Source organism: Kiloniella laminariae (genome assembly GCF_027214005.1).
In the GTDB taxonomy this organism is placed as follows: Bacteria; Pseudomonadota; Alphaproteobacteria; order Kiloniellales; family Kiloniellaceae; genus Kiloniella; species Kiloniella laminariae_A.
In genome coordinates this window covers 541,640-557,499 of the sequence record NZ_JAPWGY010000002.1, presented here as the reverse complement: position 1 = coordinate 557,499, position 15,860 = coordinate 541,640, and the positions used below count along the sequence as shown (strand labels likewise).

Genomic DNA, 15,860 nt, shown 5'->3' with positions numbered 1-15,860 from the left:
ATCTGTTGTTGAAAGAGGGAGAGTGGTGCGGACGGCGGGACTTGAACCCGCACGACCGAAGTCAACGGATTTTCTTACCTGCTACGGTTTTCACCGCCACCTGATGATCGAAATCACCCGGTGTTTGGGGTCTGGACTATCCCTTCACCCTAATCATGGCATACCACACTGTCGCCTGATCTTAGGTGCTGCCCGTCTAGTCTCTACACCTTCCTGTTCTTCTTGGCGAAGTTCAGGCTTGGCTCGGGATTGGCATAGACCTTTAGGTTTCAGCTTTCCCCGAATTTGAGCAGTTCTACTCCAAGGGTTTCCCCAAGGGCACTCAACGTTTTAAGTCCGGCGTGTCTACCAATTCCACCACGTCCGCACGTGTTGTCTTCGACACTCTACGGGGAATTCTCTCGCCCGAAAGGACAGAAGTGTCAATGATTCGTTTCCTGTATCCGGAATTTTTCCAGAAGAGGGGCAAAGAATATACTTTGCCTTAGGATAAAAATTCTTTTGGGATTCCCGCCGGGTGTTTGCTTGCAGGGCGCTCGGGAGACCTGGTGGTTTTTCAGGATGTTTCCCCGCTGCTCAGTAACTTTCTTTCTCGGGCACGGTCCAGATCGACTTCGATATTCGGGACAAAATCATCGGCTTTGGCTTCGGAAAGAAGCCATTCGCGGAAAACCCTGATCTTGGTGATTTCCGAAGTGCTGTAGGGGGAAACCACATAATACTGATAGTTGGCAGGAGCGCGGGGACCAAAGGGACAAACCAGCCGCCCGGCCTTGAGATCGTCATAGGTCAGTGATGTTCGCCCCAACGCGACGCCTTGTCCTTCGATCGCAGCCTGAAGGATCAGACTTGAGTCGCTATAGCCGGGACCTCTGTTTGGATCAACCCCGGTAACACCGGCCAACTGTAGCCAGCGGCGCCAGTTAACAGCAAAGGGTTCTTCACCGACATCATCGTGCAACAGGGTGTGGTATTTGAGGTCTTCCGGGCTTCTGAGGGGCAGAGGGCCTTTGAGCAGATGCGGGCTGCAGACAACCAGACTTTCGTCTTTCATCATCTGATCGACCTGCAGGCCGGGGTATTGGCCACTGCCAAAGCGGATTGCCATATCGACATCGTCACGGTTGAAGTTGACCTTGCTGATCGTGGCGGAAACCAGAATATCGATTTCAGGGTGCAGTCGGCGGAATTTTGGCAAGCGGGGCAAAAGCCATTTTGCGGCAAAGGAAGGCATAACAGAGACCTTCAGCGCGCCCCTGTCCCCTCCGTCATAAAGTTTCTGGGTCGTCGATTTGATGATGTCAAAGGCCTTGCTGACGGCAGGTAAAAGAATCTGGGCTTCATCAGTTAAAATAAGGCGACGGTTCATGCGTCTGAACAGCTGGATACCCAGATGGTCTTCGAGTGATTTTATCTGATGGCTGACCGCAGCCTGTGTCACAAACAGTTCCTGTGCGGCTTTCGTAAAGGAAAGGTGCCTTGCAGCAGCTTCAAAAGCACGGAGGGCGTTGAGAGGGGGTAGAGGTCTGAGCATGATTTCACATCAAAATAACTAATCCGATATATGAAATAACATCGTTTGAGAAACAAAGCAATTGCTCCTACCTTAGCTATACCAAAGATAATTGAGACAGGCGATCCAGTGTGGTTCGCATTTTCGGATAAGGAGAATTGTCATGGCAAATGTAACAATGCACAAAGGTTATGCCTTGGGTGAGTTGCGTATCAACAAGCCAGGCATGACTTTTCTGATGACCCCGGTAACCTTTGTTGCCTCTGTACTTCTGGCTTGGCAAAATCGCTTGAACGAGCGCGCAGCGCTGCGCGAAATCGACAGCCACCTGCTACAGGACATGGGGATTTCAGTCGAAGATGCGCAAAAGGAAGCCGCCAAACCTTTCTGGTCGATCTAGAGTTTCAAAGTCGACCCTGCCCCGACACGCTATCGGGTACCCTTCGGGGATAGCGTACTCTTTCCTCTTTGAGGAATAACCCAGGAGCCTGACAAAAGCGGCCGACGCTTGTGTCAGGCTCTTGCGGTTTCAGGACAGGATGCCAGCTTTTCTCGCCAATACGCGTGCAACAGACAGTTTCATCCGTTTTATCTGGAGCGCGTTATTCAGGGCAGAAACTGTTCGCGGATAATGCGCTCTTCCAGATTGTGTTCCAGATCAAAGAGCAGGTTTAACGATACAGATGTATCCTGGCGGACAGTGACCTGTTTGACGTGTTTGATCTCGGTAAAATCAGCAGCAGCAGACAAGGGCCGCTTTTCGGTATCCAGCGTGCGAAAGGATACCTCTGCACTGGCAGGCAGGAGGGCGCCGCGCCATCTGCGAGGACGGAAGGCACTGATTGGTGTCATCGCCAGCAGGGAAGCACCGATCGGGATAATCGGTCCGTGGGCCGAGAGGTTGTAAGCCGTGCTTCCGGCAGGGGTTGAAACAATAACCCCGTCACAGACCAGTTCTTCCATCCGTTCTATACCATCAATATCAATTCCTATACTGGCAGCCTGACGACTTTCACGGTGCAGGGAGACTTCGTTGATGGCGAGGGCTTCGTGTCTTTGGCCGCTTACGGTAAGCACCGACATGCGCAAGGGGTGAAGGGTAACGGTGACGGCCTGTTCAATGCGGGTATCCAGGGCTTCTTCATCATAGCGGTTGAGCAGAAAACCTATCGTTCCCCGGTTCATGCCATAGATCGGAACTTCGAGCCCGATGTACTGGTGCAGCGTTTCGAGCATAAAGCCGTCCCCCCCCAGGGCAACGATAACATCGGCTTGCTCGGGGGCTACGGCTTGATACCGTTTGGTTAGACGCTCCAGTGCATTGGTTGCTTTCTCACTGTCAGAGGCAACAAATGCAAGACGCTTTCTGCTCATGGCTACAGCCTTATTCCCGTCTGTCATGGTCTGGGACCACACATTCATTTTCACAAAGAATAACAATAGACTGACAGCGGGGAGAAGCACTGTCAAAATGTCTCGTCGTTCGATTCTGTGAAAATTCCTTTTTACCGCTTTGTTGCAGTTTCAAAGGGTTGCAGGGATCATGCTGATTCGAGCGAGAGTGAATCTTGGACCTTAAGGGGGAATCCCACCGTGTTTCGCATATTCTTTGCCCTGTTATCCTTGCTGATTATTTTCCAGTCAGCGCAGGCGGAAGACCGCCATGCCGGGTATTATTACCCCGAGCCGATTTACCGGGAAATCTATCATGCTCGGGCAAAGTCATTGGAAACTGCAAACCGGAAAACCCGCGTAGCTTTTGTTACTGCGATCACCCAGGAAAACATGAAACGGGAGTTCCCACCGGAAGCGGCAATTTTTGCCAAAGGCGAAGATGCCGAGAAGCTGATTATCGTCGGGCTGGTCGATGGCCGCCTTGATACGATTTACCGTGCCAGGGCTATTTTCGCCAACATGACCGCAGCGGTGCGTACTTTGCCGATTTTTCAGGAACTGGGGGTGCAGGATGTCTTCACTTTCTTTGATCTGGCTGCTTTGATGGGGTTCAAGCAGATCACGATCACCAATGGCCGGAATTTTACCCATCAGGTGGTTTTGCAGTGAAGTTTTTCTGCACTGACAGAGATTGCAATGAGAGAAATCTTGCCAAGGGTTTGATCCAGTCATGATATTGCGCGTTTTCCTGCCCTTTGCTCTGGGATATTTCCTGTCTTTTCTTTTGCGGGTGGTCAATGCCGTCATCGCACCTGACCTGGTAAGCGAGCTGGATCTTGACGCCTCTGATCTGGGGTTGATGACCAGTACCTTTTTTATTGCCTTTGCTGCGACCCAGTTACCGTTGGGGCTGTTGCTGGACCGCTATGGCCCCCGCAAGGTGGAAAGCCTGCTGATGCTCTTTACCGCGGCGGGCTGCCTGCTGTTTTTCTGGGCCGAAGCCTTTCCCCTGCTTTTGCTTGGCCGGGCTATGATCGGTTTTGGGGTGTCGGCCTGTATGATGGCGGCTTTTAAGGCTTATGTCAGTTGGGTGCCAAAAGAAAGATTACCGCTGATCAATGGCTGTCATCTTGCTGCCGGAGGACTGGGGGCTATTGCTGGTACAGCCCCGGTAGAGTTTCTTGCGGGTGAAATCGGCTGGCGGGGGATTTTCCTGGTATTTGCCGGGTTGTCTGTAGTTATCTCGTTCCTGATTTATTTTGTTATCCCGCGCCGGGGAGAAATTCCACCTCTCCTGTCGGTGGGTCAACAGTTTCGAGAGTACGGACAGATTTTCCGGAGCCACTATTTTTGGCGCATAGCCCCCTTTACCATCATGTCCCAGGCTGCCTTTTTTGCCTTGCAGGCGCTTTGGTCAGGGCCTTGGTTGCGCGATGTCGCCGGACTGGAACGCAATCTTGTGGCCTCGACGCTGGGCTTTATCGCCATTGCTGTTTTTTCCGGCTTTCTGGTGGGTGGTTTTATTACAGATTGGCTTCGCCGACATCATATCAGCCCGATCACAGTCGGTTGTATCGGAATGAAGCTCTGTCTTCTGCCCCAGGCGCTGTTACTGGTTGCCGATGATTTTTCTTATGTTCAGCTTTTAGCCGTCTGGATGAGCTTTGCCCTGTTTGGTACCGGGGGATATCTGGTGTATCCAGGGCTTTCTCAGCATTTTCCAGCTGATTTGGCCGGGAGGGTCAACACCGGGCTGAATTCCATGGTCTTTACCATGGCTTTTGCTGCGCAATGGCTTGTGGGCGAAATTATCGAACTCTGGCCATTGCAGGAAAACGGGGGCTATGCTGTCGAAGGTTATCGTGCCGGTATTATCTTGCTGCTTTGCGCACAGATTCTGGCCGTGGTCTGGTATTATCTCCAGCCGTTGATCCTGAATAAGAAGCGATCTTCAATCGAAACGGGTTGACCGGAGAAGACAGCTGTCTGGCTTGATCTCTTGTTGTTACCTAGCCACCAGTTACACTCATATGGCGGGCAACAGATGGCAGGGTGTCACGGTCTATGATGAAGTCATGGCCTTTGGGTTTACGGGCAATAGCTTTGAAGATGGCCTGCTCCAGAGGTTCATCACTGTCGCTGCTGCGCAAGGGCGCACGTAGATCCATGGCGTCATCCTGTCCAAGACAGAGATAAAGTGTCCCGGTGCAGGTCATGCGTACCCGGTTGCAGCTTTCACAGAAATTGTGGGTCATCGGGGTGATAAAGCCGATCTTTCCTCCGGTTTCCCTGACCTCGACATAGCGGGCAGGTCCCCCGGTTTTATAGTCGATCTCGTTCAGGCTCCAGCGTTCGGAAAGCAGGCTGCGGACTTTGGTCAGCGGGAGATACTGATCGACGCGGTCTTCGTTGCCGATATCGCCCATGGGCATGACCTCGATAAAGGTCAGGTCAAAACCTTCATCACCACACCAGGAAACCAGCGTGTGCAGTTCATCATCGTTGACCCCCTGAAGGGCGACGGTGTTGATTTTTACTTTCAGTCCGGCTTTTTTTGCAGCCTGTAGCCCTTCCATCACCTGATCAAACTTGCCCCAGCGGGTGATCGCGGTGAATTTGTCACTGTTGAGTGTATCCAGGGATACATTGATCCGTCGCATACCGGCATCTGCCAGTTGCTGGGCATATTTACCCAGCTGGCTGCCGTTGGTGGTCAAGGTCATCTCGCGCAGGGCACCAGACTCAAGCTGGGGTGTCAGATTGTTAAACAGGGCCATGATGTTCTTGCGCACCAGCGGCTCGCCCCCGGTAAAACGCAGTTTCTTGACCCCGAGACGGATAAAGGCGTTGGAAACCCGGGTCAGCTCCTCGATGGTCAGCAGTTCTTTTTTCGGCAGAAAGTTCATGTCTTCCGACATGCAATAGACACAGCGAAAGTCACAGCGGTCTGTCACGGAAATCCGCAGATAATCCACCATGCGGCCAAAAGGATCGACCATAGCGGGATGTCCGCTAGTTACCGGGGATACGCCCGCTGGGGAAAGCTGAAAATCTGTTGTCTGTGTCATTGTTTTTTATTTCTCCTGAACAGAGGTCAGACTAACACCTCTTTTCCTCTGATGCACCTGTCACGTTGTCGCGTGGTATGCCTTCACAGAAATGGAGCAGGGGAGTTCACTTCAACTGGATATGTATATGATCGTCGTGGCGGGCGGCGGTGCAGCCTGCGGGTCTGATCCTGGCATCATTGAAGCCCAAAGCTTTCTCCAGATAGGGTTCGAGGAAGACCTTGCCGATCTGCTTTCGAGAACCCTTGTCGTCGATCAGAAAACCGAGCAGGGCGCGGGTGCGTTCATGGTCCAGCGCAAGATCTGTGAAAAGGCCCTGTAGCCAGTCCATGCGCCAGCGCAGGATACCATCTTTGGTACAGGCGGGGGATGTTTCATAAATCCGGGCCGGGGCAAAGATCCAGTACCCGAGAAACCAGCCGCCCGCCCGAAGATGTTTTTCGCCGCTGGATTTTTCTTGGTAGAACAGGGTGAGATCAAGTTTCCTGCAGTCCTGATGGCTCTTGTGCGGCAGGAGCGGGAAGCCATCGAAGAAAGGAAAATTGGCGTCGAGATAGGTGGTGATGCTGCCGGGATACTGCCTGGCTACCTGCGCGGAGAGATCTTCGATCAGTGGTTTCAGCTCCGGGGCAACGTAGTGGCGATTGAGCAGACAATACAGCGGTGAATTGGCGGCATAAGGGGCTTGCGTCGTAGCAAAACAGTTCAGGGCAACCCGGCCAAATCCGGGGGCGATCCGGGGCAGGATCAGAAAGCTGATATTGCTATAGATCAAAAGAAAGCAAAGAAGGCTGCTGCTTTTCCAACCCGTCCCATAACGGCCAGACAGAATCTGCCCCATGCCAAAAGCCAGCCAGAGAACTGCCCCGCCGATTTGGGTCAGGAAAGTCAGGAGGATAATCGCCATAACGGCGCTGAACAGGGCAAAGGGCGATCGCCGGGTTGAAAACGGCCCCCGTAGAACTGTAAGCAGCATGGGCTTAGCTGATGCGTTTGATAGCCGTCATGCCTGTGCCGCCGGTGTCCATTTCAACCCGTTCGGTAATATGGGAAATGGGCTCGATTGTTACATCCATACTATGGGCGGTGGCATGGATCGCAGTCTTGCTGTCGAGCGCTATGGCGACGTGACCGGGCCAGTAGAGCAGGTCGCCTGTGGTTACCTGGTCCGAATTGATCGGGGTACCCAGGGTCTGTTCCTGCATGCCTGTATCCCGTAAAACCGAATGACCGCAGGCACCGAGAGCGATCTGGACCAGTCCGGAACAATCTATGCCTATCGAGGTTTTCCCGCCCCAGCAGTAGGGCGTGCCGAGAAAACGTTTTGCGACACTGACATGATCAGCTGCGGTTTCACTCTGAGGGGAGATATGGTCGGTAAAGACCCAACCTCCTCCCTGAATCTGGGTGAAACGTCCTTCCTGTCGAAGAGAGAGCACAGCGCTCTGCATGGATAGCAGGTCAAGTGGCGGTGTTTTCATATCGGGTTGTGGGTAAACATAGGTGCGTAGTGCTGTTACCCGGTGGGTTGTGGCACGTACTTCCCGACTCAGATCCGAGAAACGAACGTAGCCGACATAGCTGTCGCGGGCATTCTGCACCCAGGCCCAGCCGTCTTTTTCTTCGTAAACCGTCAGCTTTTCACCAAAAAGTAGCTCGCTGTCCTGCACAGATTCTACCACGGGGTGGCGACGCAGGGAACTCTGGCCAACAATGACCTGTGCCGGGTAGCCCTTGCTATAACGCACTGCTGTAAGTTTGCCCTTGAGATATTCGGCAGCAAGGTCGTCGCGATAAGGGTGGAGCCGGGGGGGCAGTGTGTTTGTCATGGCTGGATATCAAGTCCGATTTGGGGTGTTCCGAGGGTAACGCTGGCTGTTCCTGAGTGCCAGATTTTTTTCAATATCTAGTCGTCTGTTGCATCCTGGTCCCCGAGATCGAGATCTCCATGATCCTGATCCCTGGAGGCCTTTGATCGCTTTGCACCTGACTTTTCCATTGGTATAGTGGCAGACCCAGATGGTTGTTCTGAGCGGGTGATAATCTCGACCGGGCCTTTAATATGCAAATCGCGTTGCGGGAAGGGAAATTCGACGCCCGAGGCATGGAACTTGTCCCAGATGGCAAGCATCAGGGCGCTTTTGATGTTTCCCAGGCCGTTCTGAGGGTCCGGGATCCAGAAGCGAACTTCAAGATTGACCGAATTGTCTCCAAAGCCTGTGACCAGACAGTTGGGCGCCGGGTCGTTCATGATTCTGGGGTTTTCTTTTGCTGCCTCCATACAGAGTTCGATGGCACGGTGAATGTCAGAACTATAGGAGACGCCGACAGGGACCCGAACTCTGATCCAGCTGTTGGAATAGGACCAGTTTTCAACCCGCTGGGTGATGAATTCCTCGTTGGGGATCAGATGTTCTGTGCCATCACGGGTGATGACTGAGGCATAGCGCGCACCAAAAGACTTTACCCAGCCGTAGGTGTTGTTGACCGCAATAACATCGCCCGGTTTGATCGAGCGGTCCATCAGCAGAATGATGCCCGAAACCAGATTGGCGATGACTTTTTGCAAACCAAAGCCGATACCAACACCAAGCGCACCACCAAAGAGAGCAAAGGCGGAGAGGTCAATGCCGACACTTTTCAGGCCGATGATAATTGCGAGACCGATCAGGGTTACTTTGAGAAGTTTGCCAAGAAGAACCTGAACCGAGGGGGTCAGTTCGGGGACCGCTTTGACCCGTCGTTCCAACAGAGAGCTAAAGGCAATGGCGCCCCAGAGTAAAACCGCAAGAGAAATCACTCCCTTGAGAACCATCAACAGGGAAATTCGCAAGCCGCCGATGTCGAGAGCTGCGGAATCAAGGATTTCCTTAGCAAGATCAAGCTGGCCAAGTATGTTCAGCGCTGCTATGGCCCAGATGAACAGGGTTACCATTTTGGCGACAATCCGGGTCTTGATCAGACTGGTGGTCAGGCTGATAATGACCCAGGCCAAGGTCAGACTGGCAACGGTGTTGATCAGGAAGCGGCTGCGGAGGGGGGCGTCGATCTGAAACAGAACCCCCAGTGTAATCCAGAGTGCAATCAGATAAATAACCCAGGGAATCAAGGGCCGAAGGTTACTCAGGATTGAACGCAGGAGAAGGGGGGTACGGGACTTATGATTCCATTCTGAAGCAATGGGGCTGATCTTTTTCCCCAGATAACGACTTGCAGGCAACAGCAGGATCAGAAGGACAAGCTGGAGGATCACGGGCCAACTGAGCAGGTTATGGCTGAGCCACTCGAGCAATTTCCAGACAGACTGTTCAATTTCCTGCAAATTTGGAAGCTCTATTTCGTCCAACATGGTCTCCTGATCGTGTCTGAAAAATGTCCCTGGGCGACTGCCCGGTTTTCAACAGCTTAGCAACTTTATCGCAAAACGCGTAGTTTTACTTCTTGTAGAGGGTGTTATGGATTCTTGAAATTAACCGGGTGGCTTTGAAAAGCCGGGCCGGTTTTCCGGGCACTGGAAACATGAAAGTGAAGATGAGGGCTGGTAGAAAAGCCGGTGTTGCCTGAGTAACCGATAAGCTGGCCTCTGTGGACGGCATCGCCGACTGAAACGACAACACCATCTTTCTGAAGATGCAGGTAATTGCCAACTGTTCCGTCCGGATGGACAATCCAGATGAAGTTTTCTTCTCCCTTGGAGCTTTCGTTAGGGCCTCCTTGATCAGAATTTTTGCGTGTGGCAATAACTCTTCCTTCACGGGCGGCAAGAATTTCTGTGCCTTCAGGCATTGCCCAGTCGATGGCCCATTGTTGCGGTCCAAAGTGGCTCAGTTGACCGCCGGGGGGCTGGCTAACGGGAAAGGCATGTTGTGCGGCAAACGGCAGGTCATAGAGCAATTCCGGATCGTGTCCCGTGAAGGGGAAATCCGGGTGGACTTCAGAAGTCCAGCGGTAATACCAGTTTGTTCCCCGTTTGGCCCTTAATGAAAAAAGAACCTGCTTGCCTCCGGCAGGAAGAGGCAAATTGAGCGCGAATTTTCCAGGTTCGGTATTGTGTCCGGTGAGTTCTAGCGAGATCCGGATAGGAAAGGGAAAATCATTTTGCAAGGAGAGCCAGGCAGAGCGGTTGTTCTCTACTGTCGTGTAACAAAGCAGCAGTTTGAAGCATTCGATCCGCGCGGTATCGGTTGCCCTGGCTCCGCCTGTTTTTGTTATCGGTGCCAGAAACAGTACTAAACAAAAAAGGATGACCCCTTTTGGGATCATCCTCATAGCTGTCTTCAGGCAAATCATAATCCTACCCCAGAAGGAGGCTGTCGCTGTCGAGTTGTTCGCCGCGTACTTTGGCGAACATATCAACCAGATCGTGGATGGTCATCTTGCTGCGTTCCTGACCAGAAACGTCCAGAACCACCTGACCTTCATGCAGCATGACTGTTCTGCTGCCGAACTGGAGGGCCTGTCCCATGGAATGGGTAATCATCAGGGTCGTCATACCTTCCTCCTCAACCAGATCGTGGGTGAGTTCCAAAACAAAGGCCTGCATGCGTGGGTCAAGCGCAGCAGTGTGTTCATCAAGTAGCAGGGTTTTTGTCGGTTGAAGTGTCGCCATAATCAGACTGACGGCCTGGCGCTGCCCGCCACTGAGCAGTCCCATCTTGTCTTCAAGGCGGCTTTCAAGTCCCAGCCGCAAACGGGACAGGCGTTCGCGGAAAAGTTCCCGCTTGTAGTTGTTGATTGCCCGGCCAAAACCCCGGTTTGTACCCCGGGAATGAGCCAGAGCAAGGTTTTCCTCGATGGTCAGGTTCTCGCAGGTTCCTGCCAGAGGATCCTGAAACACCCGGGATACCAGACGACTGCGCTTGGCGGCATTCCAGCGGGATACCTCCTGATCACCAATGACAATAGAGCCACTGTCGGCAATCAATTCTCCGGTCAGGCAGTTCATCAGGGTTGATTTTCCCGCCCCGTTTGAGCCGATGACGGTGACAAACTCACCATTGGCAACTGTCAGATCAACACCTTGCAGAGCCTTGTTTTCTATCGCGGTACCTTTGCCAAACGTGATGCGGAGGTCCTGTACAGCAATCATTTTATTTCCCCCGCTTCATGAGGTTCTTGAGAGGATTCTTTGCCCCTGGCAGAACCAGTGCGATAACCACGAGAACAGCCGTAACCAGATTAAGGTCTGAAGACTGAAGGCCGATGGCATCGGCCTTCAGGGCAAAAGCGATGGCAAGACGATAGACAACAGAGCCAAAAATACAGGCAAGGACGGCCAGGAGCATGCCACGGGTCGAGAAAAGGGCCTCTCCGGCAATCAGGGCAGCCAGTCCAATGACGATGGTGCCTGTGCCGATGGTGATATCGGCAAAGCCGTTCATCTGGGCAAAGAGAGCACCAGCCAATCCGACTAGGGCATTGGAAAGGGCCATGCCGACATAGGTTGTCCGGTTGGTGTCAATACCCTGGGCACGGGCCATCTTCTGGTTGGCCCCGGTCGCGCGCATGGACAGTCCGTAATCCGAGTTGAGAAAACGGGCAACAATCAGCGCGACAACCAGAACGATAACACCAGCGACAAGAGGCTTGAGCAGATACATCTTTATATCAAGCCCCAGAAAAGGCGTCAGAATAGTATCTTCTGTAATCAGCGCGAGATTAGGGCGCCCCATTATTCTCAGATTGATCGAATAGAGGGCGATCATGGTCAGAATGGAGGCCAGCAGATTCATGATCTTGAAGCGCAGGTGCAAAAAAGCCGTGACCAGCCCGGCAATTCCCCCGGCGATAAAGGCCACAAGTGTTGCCAGAAGCGGGCTGCTGCCGCCAATAATCATGGTGGCGCAAACTGCAGCACCAAGAGGGAAGCTGCCATCAATTGTCAGGTCCGGAAAATCCAGAACCCGAAAGGAGAGGAAGACTGCCAGGGCAATCAAACCAAAAATAAGGCCCAGTTCTACGGCCCCCATCAAGGAAACGATATTCATAAGGGCTGGCCTCTGGATTTCGAGATATCGGCGAACATAAAATTCAGGGTCTTCTTTTAAAGAAAGTGACGAAATTCCGATCAGGGAACTCCGTCACTTTTTAAACGTATCACCAGCTTCCAGACAAGCAAGAAGCGGCGAATGTCTTATTCAACGACTTCAGCCGCACGTGCGATAACGTCGTCAGACAGGGTTACACCCATCTTGGCAGCCATGGCAGGATTGACGAAAAGGTTGGTTTTGCTCACACCCTGGAAAGCAATCTCGCCGGCCTTTTTGCCGTTGAGGATATCAACGACGATCTTGCCGGTCTGGCGGCCGACATCGTAGTAGTCAAAACCAAGAGCAGCCATGGCGCCACGTTTGACGGAGTCCGTATCCCCGGCATAGACCGGGATCTGGTTCTCGACGCCGACTTTCACAACAGCCTCAAACGCGGAAATAATGGTGTTGTCGGTTGCGACATAGATTACATCAGCCTGCCCGATCAGGTTCTGGGCTGCGGTCAGGACTTCCCCCGTTTTAGTTGCAGGAGATTCGATCACTTTATACCCGGCAGCCTCGCCGTGTTTCTTGACGAGATCAAGCAGGACAACCGAGTTGGCTTCCCCTGGATTATAAGGCACACCGATGGTTTTTGCATCCGGGGTCAGTTCCTTGATCAGGGCAATGTGCTGGTCAATTGGAGAAAGATCGCTGACGCCGGTCACGTTGGTGCCGGAGGAGCCTTCTCCTGCGACCAGTTTGGCTGCAACAGGGTCGGTTACAGCAGAGAAGACGACCGGAATGTCCGGGGTCGCGGCGACGACGGCTTGCGCTGATGGCGTTGCAATCGGAACAATAACATCTGGCGCGTCGCCAACGTATTCACGGGCGATCTGCGCAGCAGTAGCCGGATTTCCCTGGGCGCTTTTATAGATAAAAGTCAGGTTTTTGCCTTCTTCAAAGCCGTTGGCTTTAAGTTCGTCACGTACACCATCGCGTACGGCATCAAGAGCAGGGTGTTCAACAATGGCCGTTGTCGCCACTGTTACATCTGCAGCCTGTGCCATCAAAGGCAGCGACAGACCGAGAGCAACGCCTGCGGCCAGGATTTTTGATCCAAAGCGCTTGGAATTCATAATATGCCTCCAGTTCAGAATATCATTCATTGGTGCCAAGAGAGCCCCTGTGGGGATATGAGGGGATTCTCCCCTGCGTTATTATCCCGTAATAATCAGGTTCGCTCCGTCGAAAGCAAGTTCTTAATCTGTTTGCCCGGATGAATTTTATGAAGTCTGGGACGTTTTTAATGGTCTTATTCTGCCCAAGGCCTTTACTCAGACATACAAGCGGCAGCCCTGACAATATTTTGTCAGGGCTGCCGCGCAAACCGGTTCAGATCGGGAACAATTCTATTGGGCGTTTGTGAAAAACAGTTGTTCTCCCTCCAGCTTAAAGGAAGCGATAGCATCCTGTCCCTCTTTGGAAAGGACCCAGTCGATAAAGGCCTGGCCCTCTTCGGCTTTGACATGGGGATGTTTTTCCGGATTGACCAGTATGACGCCATACTGATTGAACAACAGGGGGCTACCTTCGGAAACAATGCTGAAATCGCCCTTGTTTTTAAAGGCAATCCAGGTGGCGCGGTCAGAAAGCGCATAGGCACCCATGGCTACAGCGGCATTGAGTGTGGCGCCCATTCCCTGACCGGTTGCACGATACCATTTCCCAGAAGCAGCTTCATAGTCTACGCCAGCTTTTTTCCACAGACCCTGTTCTTTTTTGTGGGTTCCGCTGTCATCACCGCGCGAGGCAAACAAGGCTTCTTTATCAGCAATCTGCTTGAAGGCCGCTGTAATATCGGAATTTCCAGCCACGCCTGCAGGATCACTATCAGGACCCACAAGGATAAAATCGTTGTACATGACATCAAAGCGCTGCAGGCCGTAACCTTCCGTGACAAATTTTTCCTCGGAAGGTTTGTGATGGACAAAAAGCACATCGGCATCCCCGTCCTGGGCCATACGGATGGCTTTGCCCGTGCCCTTGGCGACAACCCGCACTTCGATACCTGATTTCTCGGTAAAAATCGGAAGGATATAGGAAAACAGGCCGGAGTTTTCGGTAGAGGTCGTTGAGGCGACAACGATATAACGATCCGCTGCAAAGGCGATATTTGTGTTTAAAACCAGTAAGGTCGCAAGGAGGTAAGCGAAAAATCTATTTATTTTCATAATCATTTTAGTTGGTCATTCGTTTAATTGATGAGTGTTTTCAGGGACAGGTCTTCAGAGAAGAAGTTCTCCTTCGAGGAAAGCCCGCCCTTCTGCACTGTGGGGGCTCGTGAAAAAATCGCTGGCTGCTGTGCGTTCAGAAAGAACACCCTGATTGAGGAATATGATTTCGTCAGCCAGCCGTTTTGCCTGGCCCATATCGTGGGTCGACATGATGATTTTTGTTCCGGCTGCGTGAATGGTCTCGATCAGATCCTCAATTGCCCGTGTTGCCTTGGGGTCAAGACTGGCAGTGGGTTCATCAAGAAACAGTACCTGAGGCCGGAGTGCCCAGGCACGGGCAATGGCCAGACGCTGTTGTTCGCCGATGGACAGCACGCGCGCAGGGCGTGTTGCAATTCCCGACAATCCGGTTTTGGCAAGTACTTCGTTGCGAAGTTCTGCCGCTTCGGCTTTTCCCAGCCCCTTCAGGCCGAGGGCATAGTCAATATTTGCAGCAGCGGATCGGCGCAGCATGACCGGGCGTTGAAAGACCATGGCCTGATGACGTTGGGGGTGGCGTTGTTGCCACTGGACTTGGCCTGAAGTCGGTTTGAGCAAGCCGTGGGCCATACGCAGAGTTAAGGATTTTCCCGCACCGTTCGGGCCCAGGATCAGGGTTTTTGGTCCCTGGGTAAATTCGAGTGTCAGGTTTTGAACCAGCTTCTGGCCATCAACTGCATAGGTGAGGTCAATCAGCTTCAGGGGGAGAATAGAGCCGGGCAAGGTCACAGGCTTTCCCCCTTAACCTGATCACGGATCATAAAAGTGGCCACATTGATGGTCAGGGACAGGGTGATCAGGATCATGCCCAGTGCCAAAGCTAGCGAAAGATTCCCTTTGGAAGTCTCCAGGGCAATGGTCGTGGTCATGACGCGGGTAACATGGTCGATATTGCCGCCGACGATCATCACGGCCCCGACCTCGGCTGTAGCGCGGCCAAAACCGGCCAGTACCGCGGTGGTCAGGCGATAGCGTCCATCCCAGAGAATTGTCGGAACCGCGCGAAGAGGCTCGCAGCCCAGCGAGGTCAACTGGTCGCGATATTCACCCCAGAGATCTTCGCTGACCTGACGGGCCAGGCTGGCAATGATGGGTGTTATCAACAGGCTCTGGGCAATGATCATGGCCGTGGGGGTAAAGAGTAATCCCAGCGACCCCATGGGGCCGGATCTGGAAAGGAGCAGATAAACCACCAGCCCGACCACCACGGGAGGCAAGCCCATGAGCGAGCTGAGAAAGGCGTTTACTGTCCGGCGTCCGGGAAAGCGCAGTGTCGCCAGTGCTGCACCCAGAGGCAGACCGATAAGCGTTGCAATGAGCACGGCAGAAAGGCTGACGCGGAGGCTGAGCAGGACAATTTCGGCCAGACGGGCGTCGAGCGAAAAAATCAGGTCGAGAGAGAGACTGAATGCCTGGGAAAAATCGTTCATTCGCGGATGGAACAGTCCCTGAATTTATGAAGGGTTAAATGCTGCGTGCCTGTCTACTATATCTGCAGAGAAAAGCCTTATGGGAATTTTCTAATATCAGATAGCTTTTCACGAATAGAGCCACTCTTGTTTGATTTTCTGGCAGGGGACATAGTGGTTTAATCTTCTTGTCAGAACTTCCGTTACCAAATACCAAAGCCTATTGTCCC

At 52.8% G+C, this 15,860-nt stretch carries 16 protein-coding genes; 3 read left to right on the top strand and 13 right to left on the bottom strand.

Features of this window, described 5'->3' with window-relative positions; genetic code table 11:
- Window positions 1-556 precede the first annotated feature (556 nt).
- The gene (locus O4H49_RS07315; protein ID WP_269422771.1) at window positions 557-1,534 is read right to left on the bottom strand and encodes a transcriptional regulator GcvA; all 978 of its coding nucleotides are present in this window, start codon (window positions 1,532-1,534) and stop codon (window positions 557-559) included.
- Window positions 1,535-1,676: 142 nt separating this feature from the next.
- Between O4H49_RS07315 and O4H49_RS07310 the strand changes: the two genes are divergently transcribed.
- On the top strand, window positions 1,677-1,913 hold the full coding sequence (locus O4H49_RS07310) for a DUF1127 domain-containing protein (protein WP_269422770.1): 237 nt from the start codon (window positions 1,677-1,679) through the stop codon (window positions 1,911-1,913).
- A 206-nt stretch (window positions 1,914-2,119) separates the two neighbouring features.
- On the opposite strand, the gene O4H49_RS07305 is transcribed toward O4H49_RS07310, so the two are convergent.
- Complete coding sequence (locus O4H49_RS07305) at window positions 2,120-2,914, bottom strand: NAD kinase (protein WP_331283746.1); 795 nt, start codon at window positions 2,912-2,914, stop codon at window positions 2,120-2,122.
- A 192-nt stretch (window positions 2,915-3,106) separates the two neighbouring features.
- Here O4H49_RS07305 and O4H49_RS07300 point away from each other — a divergent pair, with 192 nt between their 5' ends.
- Window positions 3,107-3,577, top strand: a complete 471-nt coding sequence (locus tag O4H49_RS07300; protein ID WP_269422769.1) for a molybdopterin-guanine dinucleotide biosynthesis protein A — start codon at window positions 3,107-3,109, stop codon at window positions 3,575-3,577.
- A gap of 61 nt (window positions 3,578-3,638) precedes the next feature.
- Window positions 3,639-4,877 carry an MFS transporter gene (locus tag O4H49_RS07295; protein WP_269422768.1) on the top strand — a complete coding sequence of 413 codons (1,239 nt, stop codon included), beginning with the start codon at window positions 3,639-3,641 and terminating at the stop codon, window positions 4,875-4,877.
- Window positions 4,878-4,917: 40 nt separating this feature from the next.
- Here the strand turns inward: O4H49_RS07295 and moaA are convergent, their stop codons facing one another.
- The 11 genes from moaA to O4H49_RS07240 all read right to left on the bottom strand — a co-directional run bounded on the left by moaA (window position 4,918) and on the right by O4H49_RS07240 (window position 15,651).
- Window positions 4,918-5,907 (bottom strand): GTP 3',8-cyclase MoaA, encoded by a 990-nt coding sequence (gene moaA / locus O4H49_RS07290; protein ID WP_269423097.1) that lies wholly within the window; start codon window positions 5,905-5,907, stop codon window positions 4,918-4,920.
- Window positions 5,908-6,082: 175 nt separating this feature from the next.
- Window positions 6,083-6,952: a hypothetical protein gene (locus tag O4H49_RS07285; RefSeq protein ID WP_269422767.1), complete on the bottom strand. Its 870-nt coding sequence runs from the start codon at window positions 6,950-6,952 to the stop codon at window positions 6,083-6,085.
- Between the two features lie 4 nt (window positions 6,953-6,956).
- Window positions 6,957-7,805, bottom strand: a complete 849-nt coding sequence (locus O4H49_RS07280; protein WP_269422766.1) for a C40 family peptidase — start codon at window positions 7,803-7,805, stop codon at window positions 6,957-6,959.
- A 77-nt stretch (window positions 7,806-7,882) separates the two neighbouring features.
- Window positions 7,883-9,325, bottom strand: coding sequence for a mechanosensitive ion channel family protein (locus tag O4H49_RS07275; protein ID WP_269422765.1), 1,443 nt, complete (start codon window positions 9,323-9,325; stop codon window positions 7,883-7,885).
- 104 nt (window positions 9,326-9,429) lie between these two features.
- The gene (locus O4H49_RS07270; protein ID WP_269422764.1) at window positions 9,430-10,245 is read right to left on the bottom strand and encodes a M23 family metallopeptidase; all 816 of its coding nucleotides are present in this window, start codon (window positions 10,243-10,245) and stop codon (window positions 9,430-9,432) included.
- 25 nt (window positions 10,246-10,270) lie between these two features.
- Entirely contained in the window at window positions 10,271-11,065 is a 795-nt protein-coding gene (locus O4H49_RS07265) for an ABC transporter ATP-binding protein (RefSeq protein ID WP_269422763.1), read from the bottom strand.
- Window position 11,066: 1 nt separating this feature from the next.
- The gene (locus tag O4H49_RS07260) at window positions 11,067-11,963 is read right to left on the bottom strand and encodes an ABC transporter permease (protein ID WP_269422762.1); all 897 of its coding nucleotides are present in this window, start codon (window positions 11,961-11,963) and stop codon (window positions 11,067-11,069) included.
- Between the two features lie 146 nt (window positions 11,964-12,109).
- Window positions 12,110-13,084, bottom strand: a complete 975-nt coding sequence (locus tag O4H49_RS07255) for an ABC transporter substrate-binding protein (protein WP_269422761.1) — start codon at window positions 13,082-13,084, stop codon at window positions 12,110-12,112.
- 273 nt (window positions 13,085-13,357) lie between these two features.
- Window positions 13,358-14,179 (bottom strand): substrate-binding domain-containing protein, encoded by an 822-nt coding sequence (locus O4H49_RS07250; protein WP_269423096.1) that lies wholly within the window; start codon window positions 14,177-14,179, stop codon window positions 13,358-13,360.
- A gap of 54 nt (window positions 14,180-14,233) precedes the next feature.
- Entirely contained in the window at window positions 14,234-14,950 is a 717-nt protein-coding gene (locus O4H49_RS07245; RefSeq protein ID WP_269422760.1) for an ATP-binding cassette domain-containing protein, read from the bottom strand.
- Window positions 14,947-15,651: an ABC transporter permease gene (locus O4H49_RS07240; RefSeq protein WP_020592019.1), complete on the bottom strand. Its 705-nt coding sequence runs from the start codon at window positions 15,649-15,651 to the stop codon at window positions 14,947-14,949. Before O4H49_RS07240 ends, O4H49_RS07245 begins: the two co-directional genes overlap by 4 nt.
- Window positions 15,652-15,860: the final 209 nt, after the last annotated feature.